We start from the raw sequence: 19,323 nt of genomic DNA on the forward strand, positions 1-19,323 counted from the left end.
TAGAAAAAGGAGAAATTGAGAAGGCTCAATTTCTCCTTTTTTCATTTCACGCCATTTGGTAATTTTATCATCATTTCGTGCACAAGTTGTCAAAATTTTCTTAGAAAACATAAACATTTACTCTTATAATAGAATCATACAGGGCACTTGAAGGAGTGTGACCTCCATGCGAAATTTGGTTATGAAAGGCTCCATGTTTCTCCATCTGTTATTCCTCGCTTGTGTATTTGTTTTTATTCCACATGATGTGAAAGCGGAAAAGCATTTTCAGGATATCGGTTCCGCCGACAGCCACTATGAAGCAATCAACTATTTGAATCAATTGGACGTCTATGATTATAAAACGGATGACAAGTTTCATCCCAATCAAAGTATTTCACGCAAGGAAGCGGCCAAAATCCTCCATACATTGTTCCATGACCATTTGCATGGAATCAGGGATTATAGCGGGGATCCGTTTAAGGATGCAGCGCCGTCGGATCCTTATTATGATTCCATCCTTTGGGCTTATGAAGCGGGAATATTTGATGGAGACGGAGGACGCTTTAGAGGGGAAGAACCTTTATACCGGGCCCAGTTGGCCAAAATTTTGGTGAATACATTCGATTTGCAATATTCGGGATGGATCCGGTTATTCCAGGATGTCCCAAAAGGGCATTGGGCATATGACTATATTTATACATTATACGGGCTTGGCATTACAACCGGAAGCAACGGGTATTTCATGCCTGAACAATATGTGACAAACGGCCAATTTGCCAGTTTCCTGTATCGAACCATCCTGGTTGCGGACTATGATAAAATCCTTGCGGCCGGCAAAATTCCGGAAAGAAAGCAGGCAAGCGGAAAAGTATTGGCCAGCTACAACTCGGAATACGAATTTGTTTGGCATCAAATCGGAAGAAATGAGCAATTGGAATTGGAAGGGGTCAACGAAAACAACGAAGTCGTCGGCTTTTACAGCACAATCAAAGGCAAAGAATTATTCGGGATAACGATTGGGAAAAGTGACAAAAACCAGGTTTTAAAGCAATATGGAAAAGGAATCGAAGCGATTTTAAAAAATAATCTTTGGTATAAACTGTTGAAAGATGAAGGCTATTCGATGTATTTCATCGAAGGGAAATATGTCACGTTCTTTTTCGATTTATACAACCGCGACACGGTAAGGTCGATTCTTTGGGTTGAAAGGGAATACGAAAAGAAAAAAGAAGGGTATTACGGAGATAATCGGGTGGAAGACCGGCGGGAAGGCTTTGAAAATTTAATGGTGGAATTGATGAATCAGGCCCGCGCCGCTGAAGGAATCCCCCCGCTTATCAGTGCGCAGCAATACCGGGAAACCGCCAGAAAACATAGCCTGGATATGGTGCGGAACCATTTCGTCTCCCATATCGGCAGCGACGGAAAAAGCGCTTTGGAGCGGATGCTTCTGGATGGCATGAATTTTGTCCAAGGCGGTGGAGAAAATATAGCGGCTGGCGCTTATAATACGATTTATGCCCATGAAGCTTTGATGAACAGCCTGGAACATCGGGAAAATATCTTGTATGGACGTTTTACCCATGCCTTCACCGGGGTTGCTTTTGATGGTACAACCCCTTATTGGACGATTGATTTTTATTTTGAAAATAAATAGTTTGGGATATGGACAATTGATTTCAATATTGCAAAATAAATATTGTTTCAACATAGATAACAGTTGTATATTACTTTGCCCAAATGATTGATTTTGATACCATTTCATGCTACTTTCATTTTAGTCAAGAAAATTGTTGGCAATGATTAAAGAGAATAGATGAAGAGAGATGAAGGAACAATGACTCAACCATTTTTGCCAGTATTATGTGGTTCAGATATGAATGCCTATGGAATGGCCCGTGCCTTCCATGAAGCATATGGAATAAAGTCCCTTGTAGTGGGCCGTTCCCACTTGACAGCGACGCAAGACAGCAAAATCATCCTTTTTGAACAAGTGGACAATTTTAATAAGCAGGAAGTCTTTTTGCCTGCATTGGAAAAGATAGCGGAAAAATACAAAGACACTAAACTGTTGCTTCTTGCTTGCGGGGATGATTATGCGAAACTGATCATCAAAAATAAGCCGGAACTACAAAAGCATTTCATTGTGCCATATATTGACGAATCGCTGATGGATCAAATTTTATTGAAAGAAAACTTCTATAAAATGTGCGAAAAATACGGTTTTAAATATCCGAAAACAACGATTATCAGCTATGAAAACTATAAAGACTTTGAAATCCCATTCGATTATCCAATCATCATCAAAGCTTCCAATTCCGTCGCTTATTGGGCATGCAAGTTCCCAGGCAAGAAAAAAGTGTTTGTCGCCCATGATGAAAATGAGAAAAATGCAATTTTGGACGCCATTTACAGCTCCACTTATAAAGACAATTTAATCATTCAGGAGTTCATTCCAGGCGACGATTCCTACATGCGCGTGTTAAATGCCTATGTAGGAAAAGACGGAAAAGTGAAGTTGATGTGTTTGGGCAATCCGATCTTGGAGGAACATTCGCCGGAAGGAATCGGAAGCTATGCGGCGATCATCACCACATACGACAAAGAATTGATGGATCGGGTGCGTTATTTCCTTGAAGATATCGGATTTACCGGCTTTGCGAATTTCGATATGAAAAAGGACCCTAGAACCGGGGAATACAATTTATTTGAAATCAATTTGCGGAATGGGCGTTCAAGCTATTTCGTGACGGCAGCCGGATACAACCTGATGAAGTATGTAGCGGACGACTATGTGTTCAATATCAAACAGGATCTGACTTATGCGGATAACAAACATTTATGGCTCGTCATTCCAAAAGGGGTATTATTTAAGTATGCTTCAAATGAGAAGTTGAAAATCGAAGCCAAAAAACTGATCCGCGAAGGAAAATGGACAAACTCCCTCTACTATCCTTACGATATGAATGCAAAACGTTGGATCAAATTGACATTGAACAAATTAAATTATTATCGAAAATATAAAAAATACTTTAATAAAAAAGGTTTGGCGGAATGATGAAAAAAACTTTGGGAATCATCGGAGGCGTCGGCCCCCTTGCGACAATGTTCCTTGGGGAAGCCATCGTACGCCTGACAAAAGCTGCAACAGACCAAGAACATGTTCATACGATTATTGACAACGACACAACCATTCCGGACCGTACAGCTTTCATTTTAGGAAAGTCAAATGATAATCCGGTGCCTGTCATTATTCGGGATGCCAAGAAACTGGCCGACTTTGGCGCTGATTTGGTTTGCATCCCGTGCAATACTGCCCATACCTTTTATGAAGAAATCCAACAGGGGTCCCCTGTACCCGTGATCCATATGATCAGGGAAACGGCGAAACGGGCACATGAACTTGAAGCCAATAGAGTGGCCATTTTAGCGACGGATGGCACCATTTTTTCGAAGGTGTATCAAAAGGCGCTGATGGAACAGGGAATCGAGCCGGTCATCCCTGATGAACATACGCAAAAACTTGTGATGTCCGTCATTTATGATGATGTGAAATCCGGAAAAGACGTATCGAGGGAAAAATGGAAAGAAATCGAAGAAGCGGTTTTTGCCCTTGATTGCGACCGGATCATTTTAGGATGTACAGAATTGTCCGTTGTGAATAAAAACTTGCAATTGGGGAATCGTTATATCGATTCATTGCTGGTATTGGCTGAAACTGCAATCATCCGCTGCGGATATGAAGTGAAGAAATAGAATGGACGTAAAAGAATTCGCTTGTATTCAAGGACCGTGCTGGAATGGAACATATCAATTCCGGCACGAATGGCGAATTCTTTTTTCATCATTATCGGGCTTCAAGCTTTTTTACATAATATCATTGGTGGAACGATGGAATGAATCCTTACGAAAAAGTGGTAAACTTGACAAGGGAAGGTGGGAAAAACGTGTCAGTAATAGAATTATTAAATGAAACATTGAAGCAAAAGTGGAAGTTTGAACGGACGATGAAAGTGCAGGATGAAATGATCCCGGCCATGTTGGAAGGAAAAGATATCGTGGCGGAATCCCCGACCGGTTCCGGCAAAACATTGGCATATGTTCTTCCGATGCTACATAAATTGGATGGTTCGAAAAAAAGTACTCAAGGTTTGATTGTCGCACCTTCTCAGGAACTTGCCATGCAAATTGTAGAAGTGATCCGGGAGTGGAGTGCCGGAACAAATATTACCGTTCAACAGCTCATCGGCGGAGCGAACGTGGCCCGTCAAATTGAAAAGCTGAAGAAAAAACCGACCATCGTGGTTGGAACGCCCGGCCGAATAAATGAGTTGGTCCGCGCCAATAAATTAAAGTTAAGAGAAATTGAAATCATCGTATTGGATGAATGTGACCAATTATTGAGCAGAGAGTATCGGGTTATTGTGAAATCCTTTATAGAGGGTGCATCCCCTAAGCGGCAAGTGGTTTTGGTGTCAGCAACCATTACGGACGAGATCCGGTTGGTTGCAAGCCGGATGATGAAAGATCCGTTGAATATTCAAATCAAACCGGAAGATATGGTGAAAGTCGGAAAAGTGGTTCATTCATTTGTGAAAGTGGAAGAACGGGACAAAACGGATGCGTTAAGAAGGCTTGCCAATATTGAAGGAGTTCGGGGCCTTGCGTTCATCAACAATTTGGATCAATTGTTATTGAAAGAAATGAAATTGAAATATAAGGATACAAAAGTGGTATCGTTGCATGCGGACATGAGCAAAGAGCAGCGGAAAAAATCTTTGGAAGATTTCCGCAAAGGCGAAGCGCGCATTTTATTGGCAACCGATTTGGCTGCACGGGGATTGGATATTGAAGGACTTACCCATGTGATTCATGTGGATCTCCCGCATACAGTGGAACAATACTTGCATCGGTCCGGGCGCACGGGCAGAGCGGGAGCCGATGGGGAAGTGCTGACGCTTCTTTCATATAAGGATGAAAAAAATTATAAGAAGCTGTTGCGGCAAGCAGGGCAAAAACCTGTCCAAAAGGTGATCTACAAAGGACAATTAATTGAAGGAAATGCGAATACCATCGCCAAAAAGTGAGGGAATGGCCATGACTTTTGAGGAAAAATTGGAACAATATGCGGAACTGGCTGTGAAAGTCGGTGTGAACATTCAAAAAGGGCAATATTTATTAATCAATACGACGACAGACACTTTGGATTTCACAAGATTGGTTGTGAAAAAAGCTTACGAAGCCGGAGCCGGAAGAGTGCATGTCAATTTGACGGATGAAGAGATTACCCGTGCGTTTTATGAGCATGGAGCGGAAGAAGAATTCGGCAAGTTTCCGAAATGGATTGTTGCTCAACGGGATGAATGCATCGAACGGAAAGGCGCTTTTCTTTGGATTGATGCAGAAGATCCGGATTTATTGAGCGGCATTCCAGTACGCCGCATTTCAGCTCAGCAAAAGGCAAGCGGAGAGGCGCTGGTCAATTACCGGAAAGCCATCATGAATGATGAAATCGCCTGGTCCATTATTGCGGTGCCTTCAAAAAAATGGGCTGCAAAAGTATTTCCGGACTTGCCGGAAGAAGAGCAAATCAATGCGTTATGGGATGCCATTTTCAAAGCCGTACGCATCGGTGAAGGGGATGCGGTCGAAAATTGGAAAAAGCATCTCGCAAATTTGGAGCAGCGGGCAAATCAATTGAACAGCAAAAAATATGTCCAATTGCATTACAAAGCGCCGGGCACGGATTTGACGATCGAACTTCCAGAAAAGCATATTTGGTGCACAGGCACAAGCAGAACGCCGGAAGGGGTGATCTTCACCGCCAACATGCCGACGGAAGAAGTGTATACACTCCCTTCAAAATATGGCGTGAATGGTTATGTAAGCAATACGAAACCTCTTGTATATCAAGGGAATATTATCGACCAATTTACACTCACTTTTGAGAAAGGGAAAATTGTTGAAGCCCACGCAAAAGTCGGTGATGAATTGCTTCAGGAATTAATTCAAACGGATAAAGGATCCGCCTATTTAGGGGAAGTGGCACTTGTGCCGCATGAATCGCCGATTTCATTATCCAATATTTTGTATTACAATACGCTTTTTGATGAAAATGCCTCCAATCATTTGGCGATCGGGGAAGCTTATCCGACTTGTTACGAAGGCGGCAGGGATTTGGAGGAAGGTCAGCTGGAATCTTTGGGCATCAATGTATCGATCACCCATGAAGATTTTATGATTGGCAGTGCCGAAATGGATATTGACGGCATTTTACCGGATGGAACACGGGAACCGATCTTTAGAAATGGAAATTGGGCTTTTTAGTGTCTTGTGTCAAACCACATCCTTTCTTATTTGGAGGAAGGATGTGGTTATTTTTTTGTGTTTTGGAGGACAAGCAATGATGCAAGTATTTCCGCAATATCCGCGATAAAATGAAGAAATTCCCAAAACAAAACAGAACATACATTCGGTTATGGTGTAGTCACACTTTTTTTCCCGTGCTACAATAGAAGCATAGCAAGAAGTGGAGGTCGATTGATTTTGAAAATTTTCCATACGGCAGATTGGCATTTGGGAAAGCTTGTGCAAGGGGTTTACATGACTGAGGATCAGCGGTATGTACTCAACCAGTTCCTGCAGGCCATCGATGAAGAAAAGCCGGACGTTGTGGTCATTGCAGGGGACTTGTACGATCGGGCCCTTCCTCCGGTGGAAGCGGTGGATTTGCTGAATGAAATGTTTGAGGAAATCGTTTTGAAACGGAAAGTGCCGGTACTGAGCATTGCAGGAAACCATGACAGCCCAACCCGACTTGAATTTGGCAGCAGCTTGATGAAAGAATGTGGATTGTACATTGTCGGTGAGCTCGATGACAAACTGGAACCGATTGTCTTACAGGATGAATATGGGGAAGTGCATTTCCATTTGGTTCCTTTTGCAGAACCTTCCACTGTGAAAAATGTGTTTCAATGCGAATCCATTCATACATATGATGATGCCATGAAAACGATCATTGGAAAAATCGAAGAGAACATGGATCAAACGAAGCGGCATGTATTCGTTGGACATGCCTTTGTCACCCCTTCCGGAGAGAAAGGGGAAAATACTAGCGATTCCGAACGGCCATTAGCCATCGGAGGTTCGGAATGCGTGAACGCCCATTATTTCGAGCCGTTCCATTACACTGCCCTCGGCCATTTGCATAAGGCGCATTTTGTGCTCAATGAAACGATAAGATATCCTGGCTCGCCATTAAAATATTCGGCATCCGAAGCGAATCATCAAAAGGGCTTCTTGATTGTCCAATTGGACGAAAAAGGGCAAGTTTCCGTTGAAAAACGAAACTTCGCACCAAGACGGGATTTACGCATCATTGAAGGTTCCATCCATGAAATATTAAAGCATGACTATTGTGAGGATTATGTGTTTGTAAGGCTTACAGACTTGACTCCTGTCGTGGGGGCGATGGAACAAATCCGCACCGTATATCCAAACGCCATGCATGTGGAACGGAAAACGATCCAAAGAACGGAAAATGCGGAAGAAAATATAAAAGTGCGGCGGGAACAGCTGGATGACATAACTCTATTTAAAGCGTTCCATAAAGAAATGATGGGCACTGAGCCGACGGAAGAAGCCCTTCAATTGTATCGGGAAGTGCTGGAAGAATTGTTGCTGGATGAAAGGGAAACAAAAGAGGCGGTGGTGGCAAAATGAAGCCGATTCGATTGAAAATGACAGCTTTTGGTCCTTACAAGGATGAAGAAGTGATCGATTTTACGAAATTGCAAGAGAGAAAACTTTTTGTCATTTCAGGCCAAACGGGAGCGGGAAAAACGACGATTTTCGATGCCATCTGTTTTGCGCTGTACGGTTATGCCAGCGGGCAGGACCGGAAAGAACCGAAAATGCTGAGAAGCGATTTTGCGGATGATGACGTCCATACCTCCGTCGAATTCATCTTTGAAATTCGCGGCAAAAAATACCGTGTATTGCGCAGGTTGCCCCACTTGAAAAAGGGAAGAAAAACGGCAACGGGGGAAAAATACGAGCTGTTTGAAATATTGCCCAATAACGAAGAAATTCCGGCAGTGGAGCGCCAGCGGGTGACGGATATCAATCAAAAGCTTGAAGAAATCATCGGGCTGACTTACGAGCAATTTTGCCAAATCGTGATGCTTCCCCAAGGGGAGTTTCGAAAGTTATTAACTTCAAAATCCGATGAGAAAGAAGAGATTTTAAGAAAAATTTTCAGAACCGAACGTTTCATCAAAATGGCCGATAAATTGGAAGCGAAGAAGCGGGAAATGGATCAACAATTGAATGAAGCGAACGCCTTGAAAAACAGCTATATCAATCAAATTGAAGGAGCATTGCCAAAAAGGGACTCGGCCCTGTTTACGGCATTGAGCCAACATTCCAACATTTATCAAATACTGGATGGGCTTGCGGAAGAGCAGCAATATTATCAGGAAAAAATCAAAGAAGATGAACGGCTCTATCGGGAAGCTTTCAACAAGCACAAAGAGAAATACGAAGTCTATGTGGCAAACAAAAAATTAAATGATGAGATTGAAATCTTTGAAATGAAGAAAGGGCAGCTGCTCCGTCTGCAATCACAAAGAGCCTATTATGAACAAGTAAAAGGAACGATTGATGCTGCCAATCGGGCAAACAGAATTTCACCAATCTATTCCCAACTGTTGGAACTGGAGAAAGAAAAAACGGATCTTGAGAAAAAGCGTTCGGATGTGGAAAAACAATTAGAAGATGCCAATCAAAATTTGATGGACGCAAAAGAACGCTATGAACAAGAAGCGGCAAAAGAAAAGGAACGGGAACGGGCCAATGAACGGGTAAAAGAATTGGAAAACCTTGTTCCGATTTATGAACAAATGAATGAACAAAGCGTACTCGTTGAAAATTTATGGAATGAAAAAAATCAATTGCAATCCCACATCCAACTTTTAGAGCAACAATTGGCAGAGAAGGCGGAGGCTGTTTCAGAGCTGAGTCAAAAAATCGAAAAGCTTGAAGAAGCCACAGAATCCTATAATGAGCTGTTGGAAGAGGAACGCCGATTAAAAGAAATTGCAGATGCTTTCTCCAAATATCACGAAACAAAGTCACATATTCAAAAGTTGGAAGATGAATACAAAAAGGCCAATGAAGCATATGGGAGAATTCATGAACTATATGCGAAGGAAGAAGAAAAATGGTTGAATAACCAAGCGGCGATTCTTGCTGCAAGCCTTAAGCCTGGCATGCCTTGCCCGGTTTGCGGCAGCACGGAGCATCACATCCAACATAAAGAGACGACGGAAATTGTAGAGCAGGATGAATTGAAAAAACTGAGAGCGGCTTTGGAAAAAGCGCAGCAACATAAATTTGCTGTACAAGGTCAATTGGAATCAAAGCGCCAACAATTGAGTGAAATCGAAGAAACTTTCATTGCCTTGAATGCGCCGATGGTTGAAGAATCGCATTTTATCAATCAATTGCAGACCATTCATAACAAGGTAAAAGAAGTGGAAAAACAAAAAGAAGTACTCTCCTCCGGCAGAAAACGGCTAAAAAGGCTGCAGGAAGAAAAAGAACAGGTTGGGAAGCTTCAAAAGGAAAGTGCGCAAAGATACAATGAAGTACATGAAAAATATACGAAGGAAAAAACAATACTTGAGCAGCAAAAAAAATCCATTCCTGAAGAATTGAAGGATCTTTCACAATTGAAAGCTGCATTGCAAGAAGCCAGCCGTCTAAAAGGGCAGTTAAAAGAATCTTGGGAGCGGGCGCAAATGGCATACCAGGAAGCGGGTAAACAAACCGCGGCGGTGGAAGAGGCATTTAAACAAACAATGGAACAAGTCGGACATATACAAAGAAAAGTTCAAAGGGTGAAAGAAGAGTTTCTTTCCGCCCTTAAGGAAGCGAACTTTGCTTCAACGGAAGAATTTTTGCAGGCCCGGCTTTCGCCGCAAAAAATGGAATCATTGCAAAAGCAATATGACGATTATTCGAAAGAGCTTCATTCATTGGAAATGCAAGTGAGGGAAGGGGAAGAAAAGCTGAAAGGCAAAGAAAAGATGGACTTGACCGAAGCGGAAAACGAGTTGGGAGAGCTTCAGTCCAATTATGAAAAAGCCCTGGATGCTTTAAATCATTCCAAAGCTTGCGAAAAGCATTGCATTGACTTTGCGGAAAAGCTCGAAGGAATCGCAAACGATATTTTCCGGATGGAGGAAAAATCCAATCAAATCATCGAGCTTTACAATTTGCTCCGCGGCCAAAACAGCAAAAAAATATCCTTTGAACGCTATGTGCAAATGGGCTATTTGGAGCTCATTACCGAAGCAAGCAACCTGCGCCTGAAAAACTTATCAAACGGCCAATATTATTTGCAAGTTTCCGACAGGGTTGAATCATACGGAAGAGCGAGCGGTTTAGGGTTGGATGTCTATGACACGTATACAGGACAAGCGAGGGATGTAAAAACATTATCCGGAGGGGAAAAATTCAATGCATCTTTAAGCCTGGCATTGGGTATGGCGGATGTGATCCAAAGCTATCAAGGAAATGTCAATATTGAAACAATGTTCATTGATGAAGGATTCGGCTCCCTTGATGAAGAATCCTTAATGAAAGCAATCGACACGCTCATTGAACTTCAAAAATCCGGCCGGATGATCGGAGTCATTTCCCATGTGGAGGAATTAAAATCGGCAATGCCAGCTGTGTTGCAAGTGGAAAAACAAAAAGAAGGATACAGCAAAACAACAATTCTATTAAAATAAACCATGAAGTTGAAATATTTATAGAATTTGATAAAATGGCATTGTTCCCAACAGAATATTTTAGGTGTACCACAAGGGGTGCTGATGAAGTCAGCTGAGAGTGTGCCGTATGCACTAACCCTTCGAACCTGTAAGTTAGTACTTGCGTAGGGATGTGGGATAGAAACCGAAACAAATGCGTCTCGGATCTGTCCGGACGCTTTTTCTTTTCTATCCTTCTCTCGCGTTTTAATAACGAAGAGAAAGGAGTATGCGGAATGAGAAATCAAAAACTGTTATGGATGATTGAAATTGCCATTTTTGCGGCTATCGGTTATGTGTTGGACCAATTAAAATTTTCGATTTGGGCCCAGGGCGGATCCATCAGTTTAGTGATGCTGCCAATTATTTTGATTGCGATTCGTTGGGGACTATCTGCAGGGCTTGTTACGGGTTTGCTGATAGGGCTGTTGAACATGACGATTAATCCGTTTATCGTCCATTGGGCGCAAGCAATCCTGGATTATATCTTTGCTTTCACGTTTGTGGGATTTGCCGCAATTGTTCGGAAACCGGTGTTGGCCGGCGTATTGCAAAATAACAAAAAGAAAATTGCATTATATGTTGTGATCGGTACGGTTGTCGGAGGATTGTTGCGCTTTATTTGCCATACAATTGCCGGAGCGATTTTCTTCAAAGAATACGCAGGCGATCAAAATGCCTGGATTTATTCCATCGTATATAACGGTTCCTATATGCTTCCTGCCATCATCATAACGGCTATTGTGGCGGCATTCATTTTTACAGCAAGCCCAAGACTCATAAAAAAAGAAAATGAATAACGGTTACATGCCGATTTGAAAAGCGTTCTGAACAATAAAAAAAAGCGGATTGAGAACACCGGAAGGTTCCCAATCCGTTTTTCTTTGCCGTCCGTTTATCGAATTTTCCCTACAATCCATTTTCCAAATGGGAGATAGGAGATGGTTTTGGAAACAATAATCGATACAAGAACCGCAAAAATGATCATTCCCAAAACGGCCAAATAGCCATTGGGTAGAAATCCCACGAAATACTTGGCCGTCAATGAGAGAACATTCCAATGGATCAGATAAATCATGAATGCATATTTGCTTATGATGCGAATGATTCTATAAGATGGAATGAGTTGTCCATAAGCCAAAACCGCACTTGTCATTCCGACGACAAACGGAACCAAATCCATTCAGCGGGAATGGATTTCCACCATTCCAAACTTATAACCATACCAAATATATAGCGCGGATAGAGCCGTAAATAGTAAAGTGAATATACGATATTTTATTAACAACGGTTGAATTTTTTCGTAATTTGAACCAATGAAATATGCCATTGCAAAATATATGTACCAACCCGTTCCATAAAGTTTTTCATACATGTGGTTTTCCTGGAAGAAAGGATAGGGCGTCCCAAAAAGCCGATGCTGCAAAAAATAAATGATGATGCATATTGGCAACACGACAAAGGATGGCCATTTCCATTTGACCATCATCCAAAACAGCAAATATAACTGAAAAATGACCAATACAAACCAGCCGACAAATTCTCCATAAATCACATTGTTCCAAAAGGATCGCCAAAGAAGGCCATGCCGATACTGTAATTCAATCACAACGGCATCGATGAAAGCCCAAAAAACAAAAGGCAGCAAAATGAATTGAATCCGGCTCGGCCAAAAGGAGCCTGGCAACTGGTCTTTATATTTTGCGGAAAGGATGATGACAGAAAGCATGATAAATGTCGGAGTAGCATAACATAATAGGATCCGAACATAATGGATCATTACAGAATTCTCAGTCAGTCCTTGTTCCATGTTATAAAATGTAGTCGAATGCAGGAGCAATACGGATAAACATGCAACAACCCTCAGTAAGTCCCATTATTTGATTCTCAATGCCAAAACTCCTAATCAAATTTTTCTTTGTTTGTAAGAAATAATGCACGATTATAACATGGAATCATATCTTTGGTACCGGTAAATCATGATTTTCCAACATATACCTAAAGTCACTGTCAATATATTAATGAACCCATATCGAATAAAATAAACATGAAATTCCCGAATTCGTAATAGAATATGTTATATTATTAAAAGAAATTGTTTAGAAGAAAGGATCTTTTACATGATTGTCAAAACACAGGAAGAATTAGAAGCATTAAAAAAAATCGGACGCATTTGTGCGGAAATCCGTGATGCATTAAGAGCGGCGACTAAACCGGGCATCACAACGAAAGAGTTGGATGAGATTGCCGGCCGCATGTTTGCTGAGGCGGGGGCAATTTCAGGGCCGAAGGGAGAATATGATTTCCCGGGTTATACATGTATAAGCGTCAACCACGAAGTCGCACACGGCATTCCGGGAAATAAAGTGATTAAAGAAGGCGACATGGTGAACATTGATGTTTCTGGTTCTTTGAACGGCTATTTTGCCGATACAGGCATTTCTTTTGTTGTCGGAGAAGGCTATGAAGACAAAGAAAAACTTTGCCGTGTGGCTAAATCCGCTTTTGACCGGGCCATGACAAAAGTGAAAGCAGGTTCTAAATTAAACCAAATCGGAAAAGCGGTTGAACGGGAAGCAAGAGATCATGGATTAAAAGTCATTATGAATTTGACGGGGCATGGGGTTGGACGCTCATTGCATGAAGATCCTCAGCACGTATTGAATTATTATGATGCCTGGGATAACACGATCATGAAAGAAGGGATGGTTCTTGCAGTGGAGCCGTTCATCTCCGAAAGAGCGGATCACATCATTGAATCCGGAGATGGATGGACGTTTATAACGCCGGACAAGTCCCTCGTCGCACAAATTGAACATACAATTGTAGTGACTAAGGATAAACCGATCATTTTGACTCAAATTGATGAAGAATAACGCTAAATGCCTGTAAAACAGAAAATCCTGTACGTTCATTGACGTGCAGGATTTTTTTTCATAAATAATATACCGACTATTAATACGCCGCTTAAAAAGAGGGAAGAAGTGGTCACTAAAAGTTCGTCGAATCCGTTCGCGATGGCGATGCCGATAAAGCACCAGACAAATACGAGCGGATAGGCGATATCATAATGATGATAGCGCAAATGCAATGCCACCAAAGTGGCGAGGGTTAAAATGATGACCACCCATAAAGCATTGCTCAGACCAAAACCCTGCCATTCATGATATAAAAGCAAGGAGCAGACATTAATGATAAAAATAAAAGTTGTCCAGCCGAAATAAATAGCGATGGGAGTTCTCTTTTTCAAAAAATCTCCCTTCATTGGATATGTAAGATATAATGCAAATAAGAACAAAAGTTGCAATGCTATGGATATGGAGGAATAGAGCAATTTTTCATTATTCCATAAGTGAATGGAAATGATTTGAAACAACATGACCAAAAGAAAAAGAACGGTCTGAACAGTTGAAATAAAGGTCTCGGATTTGCGATTTTTGGAATAATTGATAGCCCAAATAAATAAAACAATAAAAAGGAAAAACCAAAATATATATACATATGATGACGGCGAAATTAGCAGTGGTAAGCGGTTGATCATTTCAATTGTGGATTTGCCTTTTATTGGCAGCCAAAAGGAATATAAAGTAAAAACGGCAGCTGCAATAAGGCTGCAAAATATAACAATCATTCGACCCATGTTTCGCACTCCTTTCCATAAAATTATATACATTAAAAAATGATTGAACAACTTTTACTAAAATGATTCCTTTATTTGTTAAATTTTCATTTGAAAGAAGCGGAGATTCATGAAAAAACTTGAAGATTTGGACTTGACATTGAAACTTGAGAAACAAGAGTACAAGAAAAGATTAAAAAAATTGCAATTTGAGATGCTCAATATTCAACAGTTTCTTTATCAAAACAAAATCGGTCTCATTATCGTCTTTGAAGGCATGGATGCGGCAGGCAAAGGTGGGGCAATCAAGAGATTGACCCGTCCGCTTGACCCAAGAGGTTTCGTAGTCCATCCCATCTCGGCTCCGCAGCCCCATGAAAAAAGATACCATTATTTGCATCGGTTTTGGAGAAAACTCCCACAGTACGGCCAAATTGCCATTTTCGACCGCTCATGGTACGGACGGGTGTTGGTGGAAAGAATTGAAGGGTTTGCCAAAAAAGAAGAATGGTCCAGAGCGTATAAAGAAATCAATGAGTTTGAAAGATTGTTGACGGATGATGACTATATCATCATCAAGTTTTGGATTCATATTGACAAAGATGAACAATTGGTCCGCTTTAAAGAAAGGGAAACGAATCCGTTTAAAATGTGGAAGCTGACTGAGGAAGATTGGAGAAATCGCAAAAAATTTGATGAATATGTCGAAGCGGCGAATGAAATGTTCGCAAAAACGGATACAGAGAATGCCCCATGGGTGCTGATTCCCGGAAATAATAAGCTGTACGCCCGCATAAAAGTGCTGGAAGAGACCATCAAACATGTAGAAAAAGAAGTTCTTCGCCGCGGCATAAAAATTAAATCCTCTATCAAACGGAAGAAATGAATCGTCATTGAACCACAAGTTGCTGCTTCAAATAACGACGCATACCCAAAAATTTGTTTAAGGTTTGCTTATCCACACTCTTAACCGCTTTATTGATGCAACAGGAAATGATGAAAGAAAGGCATAGGTATATCAATGATGAGGAAATTACTTAAAGTTTTTCATAAGAAGGGTGATCATGTGATTCGAATCGAAAGTGACAGGCTGCATTTACGCACCTTTGTGGAAACGGATGCAAAAAACCTGGCAAAACTGATGCAAAGAAACAAATATTTTTGGGCGACTTATGAGCCGTTGCATGATGCGGATTTTTACACGGAAGAAGCGCAATATCGAAAAATACTGGAAGGGTTGCATCTTCAGCGTTCGAATCGCGAATTTTCCTTTGGGATTTTTACAAAGAATGAAGAACAATTGATTGGCCACATCTCTTTGTATGCCATCAAGAGATTGCCTTATAACAGCGCTTTTATTGGATATTCCATCGATGAGCAGTTTACTAGGCAGGGAATTGCGACGGAGGCTGTAAGGGAAGTCGTACAATTTGGATTCAATGTATTGAATTTGCATCGAATCGAAGCATATGTATCACCCAAAAATATCGCTTCTGTGAAAGTTTTGGAGAAAGCCCATTTTAAAAAGGAAGGGTTATTGAGAGAATTGCTGTATATTAATGGATCTTGGGAAGACCATTATATTTATGCGCTTTTGCAGGATGATTTTTTCCAAAAAGGAAAATAACTCCCGTACCTGGCACATTGCCTCCCAACGGTCCCGGTTGGAAGGAATATAAAAGAGGTTGGGACAAATCTAAAAAAACATCATTTTCTCCAAGGAGAAAATGATGTTTTTTTGATATGTTATTAAAATTGATTTCCGTTCCGGGGACGCTTTCCGCGGGCCCGGCTCGAGCCTCCTCGGAGCTCATTACTTCGCTCCTGCGGTGTCTCGAGACACGGGCTGTTCCCGCAGGAGTCGCCCCGTCACTTCAATCAATTTTTCGTTATATCAAATATTTATCAAAACCCTTTCAACTACCCCTTTAATTTTTTGTTTATGTCCCAGCCCCTTGACATTCAGTGATTATGCATGTTGTTGTTCCAAATATTCATGACCATTAGTTAATAAATCCAATTTTCCTGTTTCAGGATGGATGACCAATCCATGTACCGGCGTATTTTTTGGGAAAAGCGGATGGTTACGGATGATGTCCACGCTGTTCAACACATTCTTTTCAACATCACCAAATCCCCGTAACCATTCAACCAAATCGATTCCTGAATACTTGATCGATTTGATGATTTCCTGACTTACCCCTTTTTCAAGCATATGCCCAATCATGCGATGAGGGTCGACTTTGCTCATGCCGCAATCATGGTGGCCGATTACATATACTTCATCCGCTTGCAGTTCATAAACCGCCACCAAAATGCTTCTCATGATTCCCCCAAAAGGATGGGCAACCATGGCACCTCCGCTTTTTATAATTTTGGCGTCGCCATTTCGCAAATTCATGGCCTTTGGCAATAATTCAATTAAACGTGTATCCATGCATGTAAGGATTACGATTTTTTTATTTGGAAATTTATCAGTGATATAAGGTTCATATAATTTATTTTCAACAAACTCTTTGTTATAATGCAAAATTTCATTCAAAGATGCCATTCCAGATCCCCTTTCTTATGTAAGTCCGATTATAGCAATATAAAGGGCCAAGACAACAGAATTATTAGAATATTAATAAATATAGGGAAAAAACATAAAAAAAACCGACAAAAACAGCTTGCCCTGTTTTGTCGGTTTTTAATTCAAACTATCAGTTAGTTTTTTGGATCTACTTTAACTGATTCTGCGGAATTTAAGCCTTTACGCAAATAATGAATGAACATTGCGACTGAAATCACAAGAAGTCCAAGCATGCCAGTTACAGTTGTTAAGAATAAGCCCATTATTAGACCCCTTTCTAATAAAGCAATAATGTTTACTATGATTATACTATAAATATATGGGGATTTTAAAGGTTTTACGAGAAAAATAACTTCAGTAATTCAAGGAAACGGAACCTGAAATTATGCCGGCCAGGAAAAATCTGATGGGCAAGTATAAAAATTGATATAAGGGCACCCTTATTTTTCAGGTTTTGATGAATAAACGGAAAAACGGTTCAGCCGGGTTTCAATCAAAAAATTATTATAGCCATCAAGCAAAAAGGTACTTTAAAAAATAATGGAAAATGACGAAATATAAAGTAGTGGAAGATTTGGAGGTACAGTTATGGACATATCTACAGTATTGGGTATAATTCTTGGAGTTGTTGCAATATTCGTCGGGATGGTATTAAAAGGCGCTTCTTTAAGCATCTTACTTAACCCGGCGGCGATATTGATCATTATCGTTGGTACGATCTCATCTGTTGTGATCGGATTCCCGATGAGGGAATTAAAAAGGATACCAAAATTGTTGAAAGTCATTTTTACTGAACAAAAAATGGTGAGTGATGTGGAAATCATTCAAATGTTTTCCAAATGGGCAGACTTGGCACGTCGGGAAGGGCTGCTGGCATTGGAAAGCGAAGCGCAGGAAATAGAAGATCCTTTCTTAAGAAATGGCTTGACGCTTGCAATCGATGGCCAAAGTGCAGATTACATACGTGATGTATTAAACGAAGAAGTGGAAGCGATGGAAGAGCGCCATGAGAGTGGTGCCCAAATTTTTTCTCAAGCGGGTACATATGCGCCGACTCTTGGGGTGCTTGGTGCGGTTGTCGGTCTGATTGCGGCTTTGGGCGATATGGAAGATATCGACACTCTGGGTTACGCAGTTTCATCCGCCTTCGTTGCCACTTTGCTCGGTATTTTCACCGGATATGTGTTATGGCATCCATTTGCCAATAAATTAAGACGCAAATCCGCTTTCGAAGCGAGACAAAAACGGTTGATGATTGAAGGTGTTTTATCTGTATTGGAAGGTGAGGCTCCGCGCATTATTGAACAGAAATTGGCTTCGTATTTGACAAATGAAGAGCGTAAACAATTCTATGAAAGCGGGGCTGGTGGCCTTGAAAAAGAAAAATAGTAAAAAAAACAAAGCGTCAAAAATCAATGAATCTTGGCTCTTGCCATATTCGGACTTGATGACGCTGTTATTGGCCTTGTTCATCGTTTTGTTCGCTTCCAGCAGTGTCGATCAAAGCAAATTTAATAAAATGTCACAAGTGTTTAATGAAATTTTCAACGGCGGCATTGGATTTATGCAAAACAGCTCTGTCATAGACAATCCGACGGCTGTCATCGATGGCATGACCGAAGAACAAAGAGCCTATTTCAGGGACCAGGCTCAGCTGAAACAGATTCAGAAAGATATTGATAATTTCATCGCGGTGAATGAATTGGAAGACACTTTTTCAACGAAAATGACGGATGAAGGCTTGCTTCTCACAATCCGCGACAGCATTTTATTCGATTCAGGGAAAGCGGAGGTCAAGCCTGAAAACGTTCCTATCGCACAGGAACTTGCGGGAATATTAAAATTTGATCCGCCGCGGTATATAGTTGTTACAGGGCATACCGATAATGTTCCTCAAAACACTCCGGAATTCAGGTCAAACTGGGAACTTTCGGTGATGCGCGCGGTCAACTTCCTGAAATTGATCATTGATTCCAATCCGGATTTGGATCCCAAATATTTCAGTGCAAAGGGATATGGCGAATACAATCCCATTGCATCGAATGATACACCGGAAGGAAGAGCGAAAAACCGCCGGGTCGAAGTGTTGATCCAGCAACTTGTTGATGAAGATGCAACCGCTACGGAATCAAACAAAAACAATGAGAATAAAAAATAAAAAGAGGCTGGGACATAACTAATAAAGTGAACGAGCTGCAAAAAAAAATTTTTGTAAAAAATTGATATCACAGAAAATTGATTGGAGTGACGGGGCGAGTGCTCCTGTCGCTCCGCTTTCGTCGCAAAGCAAAAGCTTTCCTGCGGGAACAGCCCGAGTCTCGAGACCCCGCAGG

At 41.1% G+C, this 19,323-nt stretch carries 18 protein-coding genes and 1 riboswitch; of the genes, 13 read left to right on the plus strand and 5 right to left on the minus strand.

The window, feature by feature from the left end:
• The first annotated feature begins 166 nt into the window (after nucleotides 1-166).
• From ACFPOH_RS09255 to thiT, 8 genes are all read left to right on the plus strand, one after another.
• Entirely contained in the window at nucleotides 167-1,639 is a 1,473-nt protein-coding gene (locus tag ACFPOH_RS09255) for an S-layer homology domain-containing protein (RefSeq protein WP_342468509.1), read from the plus strand.
• Between the two features lie 180 nt (nucleotides 1,640-1,819).
• Nucleotides 1,820-3,040 (plus strand): carboxylate--amine ligase, encoded by a 1,221-nt coding sequence (locus tag ACFPOH_RS09260; protein WP_342468510.1) that lies wholly within the window; start codon nucleotides 1,820-1,822, stop codon nucleotides 3,038-3,040.
• Nucleotides 3,037-3,738 carry a cysteate racemase gene (gene cuyB / locus ACFPOH_RS09265; protein ID WP_342468511.1) on the plus strand — a complete coding sequence of 234 codons (702 nt, stop codon included), beginning with the start codon at nucleotides 3,037-3,039 and terminating at the stop codon, nucleotides 3,736-3,738. Before ACFPOH_RS09260 ends, cuyB begins: the two co-directional genes overlap by 4 nt.
• A gap of 191 nt (nucleotides 3,739-3,929) precedes the next feature.
• On the plus strand, nucleotides 3,930-5,069 hold the full coding sequence (locus ACFPOH_RS09270; protein ID WP_342471244.1) for a DEAD/DEAH box helicase: 1,140 nt from the start codon (nucleotides 3,930-3,932) through the stop codon (nucleotides 5,067-5,069).
• A gap of 10 nt (nucleotides 5,070-5,079) precedes the next feature.
• Nucleotides 5,080-6,309 (plus strand): aminopeptidase, encoded by a 1,230-nt coding sequence (locus tag ACFPOH_RS09275; RefSeq protein ID WP_390309473.1) that lies wholly within the window; start codon nucleotides 5,080-5,082, stop codon nucleotides 6,307-6,309.
• A gap of 219 nt (nucleotides 6,310-6,528) precedes the next feature.
• Entirely contained in the window at nucleotides 6,529-7,704 is a 1,176-nt protein-coding gene (locus tag ACFPOH_RS09280; RefSeq protein ID WP_342581831.1) for an exonuclease SbcCD subunit D, read from the plus strand.
• Nucleotides 7,701-10,778, plus strand: a complete 3,078-nt coding sequence (locus tag ACFPOH_RS09285) for an SMC family ATPase (protein WP_342468513.1) — start codon at nucleotides 7,701-7,703, stop codon at nucleotides 10,776-10,778. The genes ACFPOH_RS09280 and ACFPOH_RS09285 overlap by 4 nt, the downstream gene beginning before the upstream one ends.
• A 64-nt stretch (nucleotides 10,779-10,842) precedes the next feature.
• Nucleotides 10,843-10,948, plus strand: a riboswitch (TPP riboswitch).
• Nucleotides 10,949-11,035: 87 nt separating this feature from the next.
• Nucleotides 11,036-11,599, plus strand: a complete 564-nt coding sequence (thiT, locus tag ACFPOH_RS09290; RefSeq protein ID WP_342468514.1) for an energy-coupled thiamine transporter ThiT — start codon at nucleotides 11,036-11,038, stop codon at nucleotides 11,597-11,599.
• Nucleotides 11,600-11,694: 95 nt separating this feature from the next.
• Here thiT and ACFPOH_RS09295 read toward each other — a convergent pair whose 3' ends face one another.
• Both ACFPOH_RS09295 and ACFPOH_RS09300 read right to left on the minus strand, forming a co-directional pair.
• On the minus strand, nucleotides 11,695-11,982 hold the full coding sequence (locus ACFPOH_RS09295) for a hypothetical protein (RefSeq protein ID WP_390309474.1): 288 nt from the start codon (nucleotides 11,980-11,982) through the stop codon (nucleotides 11,695-11,697).
• The gene (locus tag ACFPOH_RS09300) at nucleotides 11,983-12,666 is read right to left on the minus strand and encodes an acyltransferase family protein (RefSeq protein WP_390309478.1); all 684 of its coding nucleotides are present in this window, start codon (nucleotides 12,664-12,666) and stop codon (nucleotides 11,983-11,985) included.
• Nucleotides 12,667-12,919: 253 nt separating this feature from the next.
• On the opposite strand from ACFPOH_RS09300, the gene map reads away from it, so the two are divergent.
• Nucleotides 12,920-13,675 carry a type I methionyl aminopeptidase gene (gene map, locus ACFPOH_RS09305; protein WP_342468515.1) on the plus strand — a complete coding sequence of 252 codons (756 nt, stop codon included), beginning with the start codon at nucleotides 12,920-12,922 and terminating at the stop codon, nucleotides 13,673-13,675.
• A 35-nt stretch (nucleotides 13,676-13,710) separates the two neighbouring features.
• Here the strand turns inward: map and ACFPOH_RS09310 are convergent, their stop codons facing one another.
• Nucleotides 13,711-14,439 (minus strand): hypothetical protein, encoded by a 729-nt coding sequence (locus ACFPOH_RS09310; RefSeq protein WP_390309475.1) that lies wholly within the window; start codon nucleotides 14,437-14,439, stop codon nucleotides 13,711-13,713.
• Between the two features lie 109 nt (nucleotides 14,440-14,548).
• Between ACFPOH_RS09310 and ACFPOH_RS09315 the strand changes: the two genes are divergently transcribed.
• Together ACFPOH_RS09315 and ACFPOH_RS09320 are read left to right on the plus strand one after the other, a co-directional pair.
• Nucleotides 14,549-15,304, plus strand: coding sequence for a polyphosphate kinase 2 family protein (locus ACFPOH_RS09315; protein ID WP_390309476.1), 756 nt, complete (start codon nucleotides 14,549-14,551; stop codon nucleotides 15,302-15,304).
• Between the two features lie 180 nt (nucleotides 15,305-15,484).
• Nucleotides 15,485-16,045, plus strand: a complete 561-nt coding sequence (locus ACFPOH_RS09320; protein ID WP_342580407.1) for a GNAT family N-acetyltransferase — start codon at nucleotides 15,485-15,487, stop codon at nucleotides 16,043-16,045.
• 342 nt (nucleotides 16,046-16,387) lie between these two features.
• Here the strand turns inward: ACFPOH_RS09320 and ACFPOH_RS09325 are convergent, their stop codons facing one another.
• The gene (locus ACFPOH_RS09325; protein ID WP_342468519.1) at nucleotides 16,388-16,969 is read right to left on the minus strand and encodes a beta-class carbonic anhydrase; all 582 of its coding nucleotides are present in this window, start codon (nucleotides 16,967-16,969) and stop codon (nucleotides 16,388-16,390) included.
• 155 nt (nucleotides 16,970-17,124) lie between these two features.
• On the minus strand, nucleotides 17,125-17,253 hold the full coding sequence (locus ACFPOH_RS09330) for a hypothetical protein (protein WP_390309477.1): 129 nt from the start codon (nucleotides 17,251-17,253) through the stop codon (nucleotides 17,125-17,127).
• 325 nt (nucleotides 17,254-17,578) lie between these two features.
• Between ACFPOH_RS09330 and motA the strand changes: the two genes are divergently transcribed.
• Entirely contained in the window at nucleotides 17,579-18,379 is an 801-nt protein-coding gene (gene motA / locus ACFPOH_RS09335) for a flagellar motor stator protein MotA (RefSeq protein ID WP_342468520.1), read from the plus strand.
• The gene (gene motB, locus ACFPOH_RS09340; protein ID WP_342468521.1) at nucleotides 18,363-19,148 is read left to right on the plus strand and encodes a flagellar motor protein MotB; all 786 of its coding nucleotides are present in this window, start codon (nucleotides 18,363-18,365) and stop codon (nucleotides 19,146-19,148) included. The genes motA and motB overlap by 17 nt, the downstream gene beginning before the upstream one ends.
• Nucleotides 19,149-19,323 lie beyond the last annotated feature (175 nt).

It is taken from the genome of Ureibacillus suwonensis, from assembly GCF_042655065.1.
In the GTDB taxonomy this organism is placed as follows: Bacteria; Bacillota; Bacilli; order Bacillales_A; family Planococcaceae; genus Ureibacillus; species Ureibacillus suwonensis.

What these genes read in the sequence shown, in the direction of transcription:
- ACFPOH_RS09285 (WP_342468513.1), top strand. Translation starts at nt 7,701, where the DNA reads ATGAAGCCGATTCGATTGAAAATGACAGCTTTTGGTCCTTACAAGGAT.
- ACFPOH_RS09330 (WP_390309477.1), bottom strand. Translation starts at nt 17,253, where the DNA reads ATGGGCTTATTCTTAACAACTGTAACTGGCATGCTTGGACTTCTTGTG.
- ACFPOH_RS09255 (WP_342468509.1), top strand. Translation starts at nt 167, where the DNA reads ATGCGAAATTTGGTTATGAAAGGCTCCATGTTTCTCCATCTGTTATTC.
- motA (WP_342468520.1), top strand. Translation starts at nt 17,579, where the DNA reads ATGGACATATCTACAGTATTGGGTATAATTCTTGGAGTTGTTGCAATA.
- ACFPOH_RS09295 (WP_390309474.1), bottom strand. Translation starts at nt 11,982, where the DNA reads ATGGATTTGGTTCCGTTTGTCGTCGGAATGACAAGTGCGGTTTTGGCT.
- ACFPOH_RS09275 (WP_390309473.1), top strand. Translation starts at nt 5,080, where the DNA reads ATGACTTTTGAGGAAAAATTGGAACAATATGCGGAACTGGCTGTGAAA.
- ACFPOH_RS09310 (WP_390309475.1), bottom strand. Translation starts at nt 14,439, where the DNA reads ATGGGTCGAATGATTGTTATATTTTGCAGCCTTATTGCAGCTGCCGTT.
- ACFPOH_RS09260 (WP_342468510.1), top strand. Translation starts at nt 1,820, where the DNA reads ATGACTCAACCATTTTTGCCAGTATTATGTGGTTCAGATATGAATGCC.
- ACFPOH_RS09325 (WP_342468519.1), bottom strand. Translation starts at nt 16,969, where the DNA reads ATGGCATCTTTGAATGAAATTTTGCATTATAACAAAGAGTTTGTTGAA.
- map (WP_342468515.1), top strand. Translation starts at nt 12,920, where the DNA reads ATGATTGTCAAAACACAGGAAGAATTAGAAGCATTAAAAAAAATCGGA.
- ACFPOH_RS09315 (WP_390309476.1), top strand. Translation starts at nt 14,549, where the DNA reads ATGAAAAAACTTGAAGATTTGGACTTGACATTGAAACTTGAGAAACAA.
- cuyB (WP_342468511.1), top strand. Translation starts at nt 3,037, where the DNA reads ATGATGAAAAAAACTTTGGGAATCATCGGAGGCGTCGGCCCCCTTGCG.
- thiT (WP_342468514.1), top strand. Translation starts at nt 11,036, where the DNA reads ATGAGAAATCAAAAACTGTTATGGATGATTGAAATTGCCATTTTTGCG.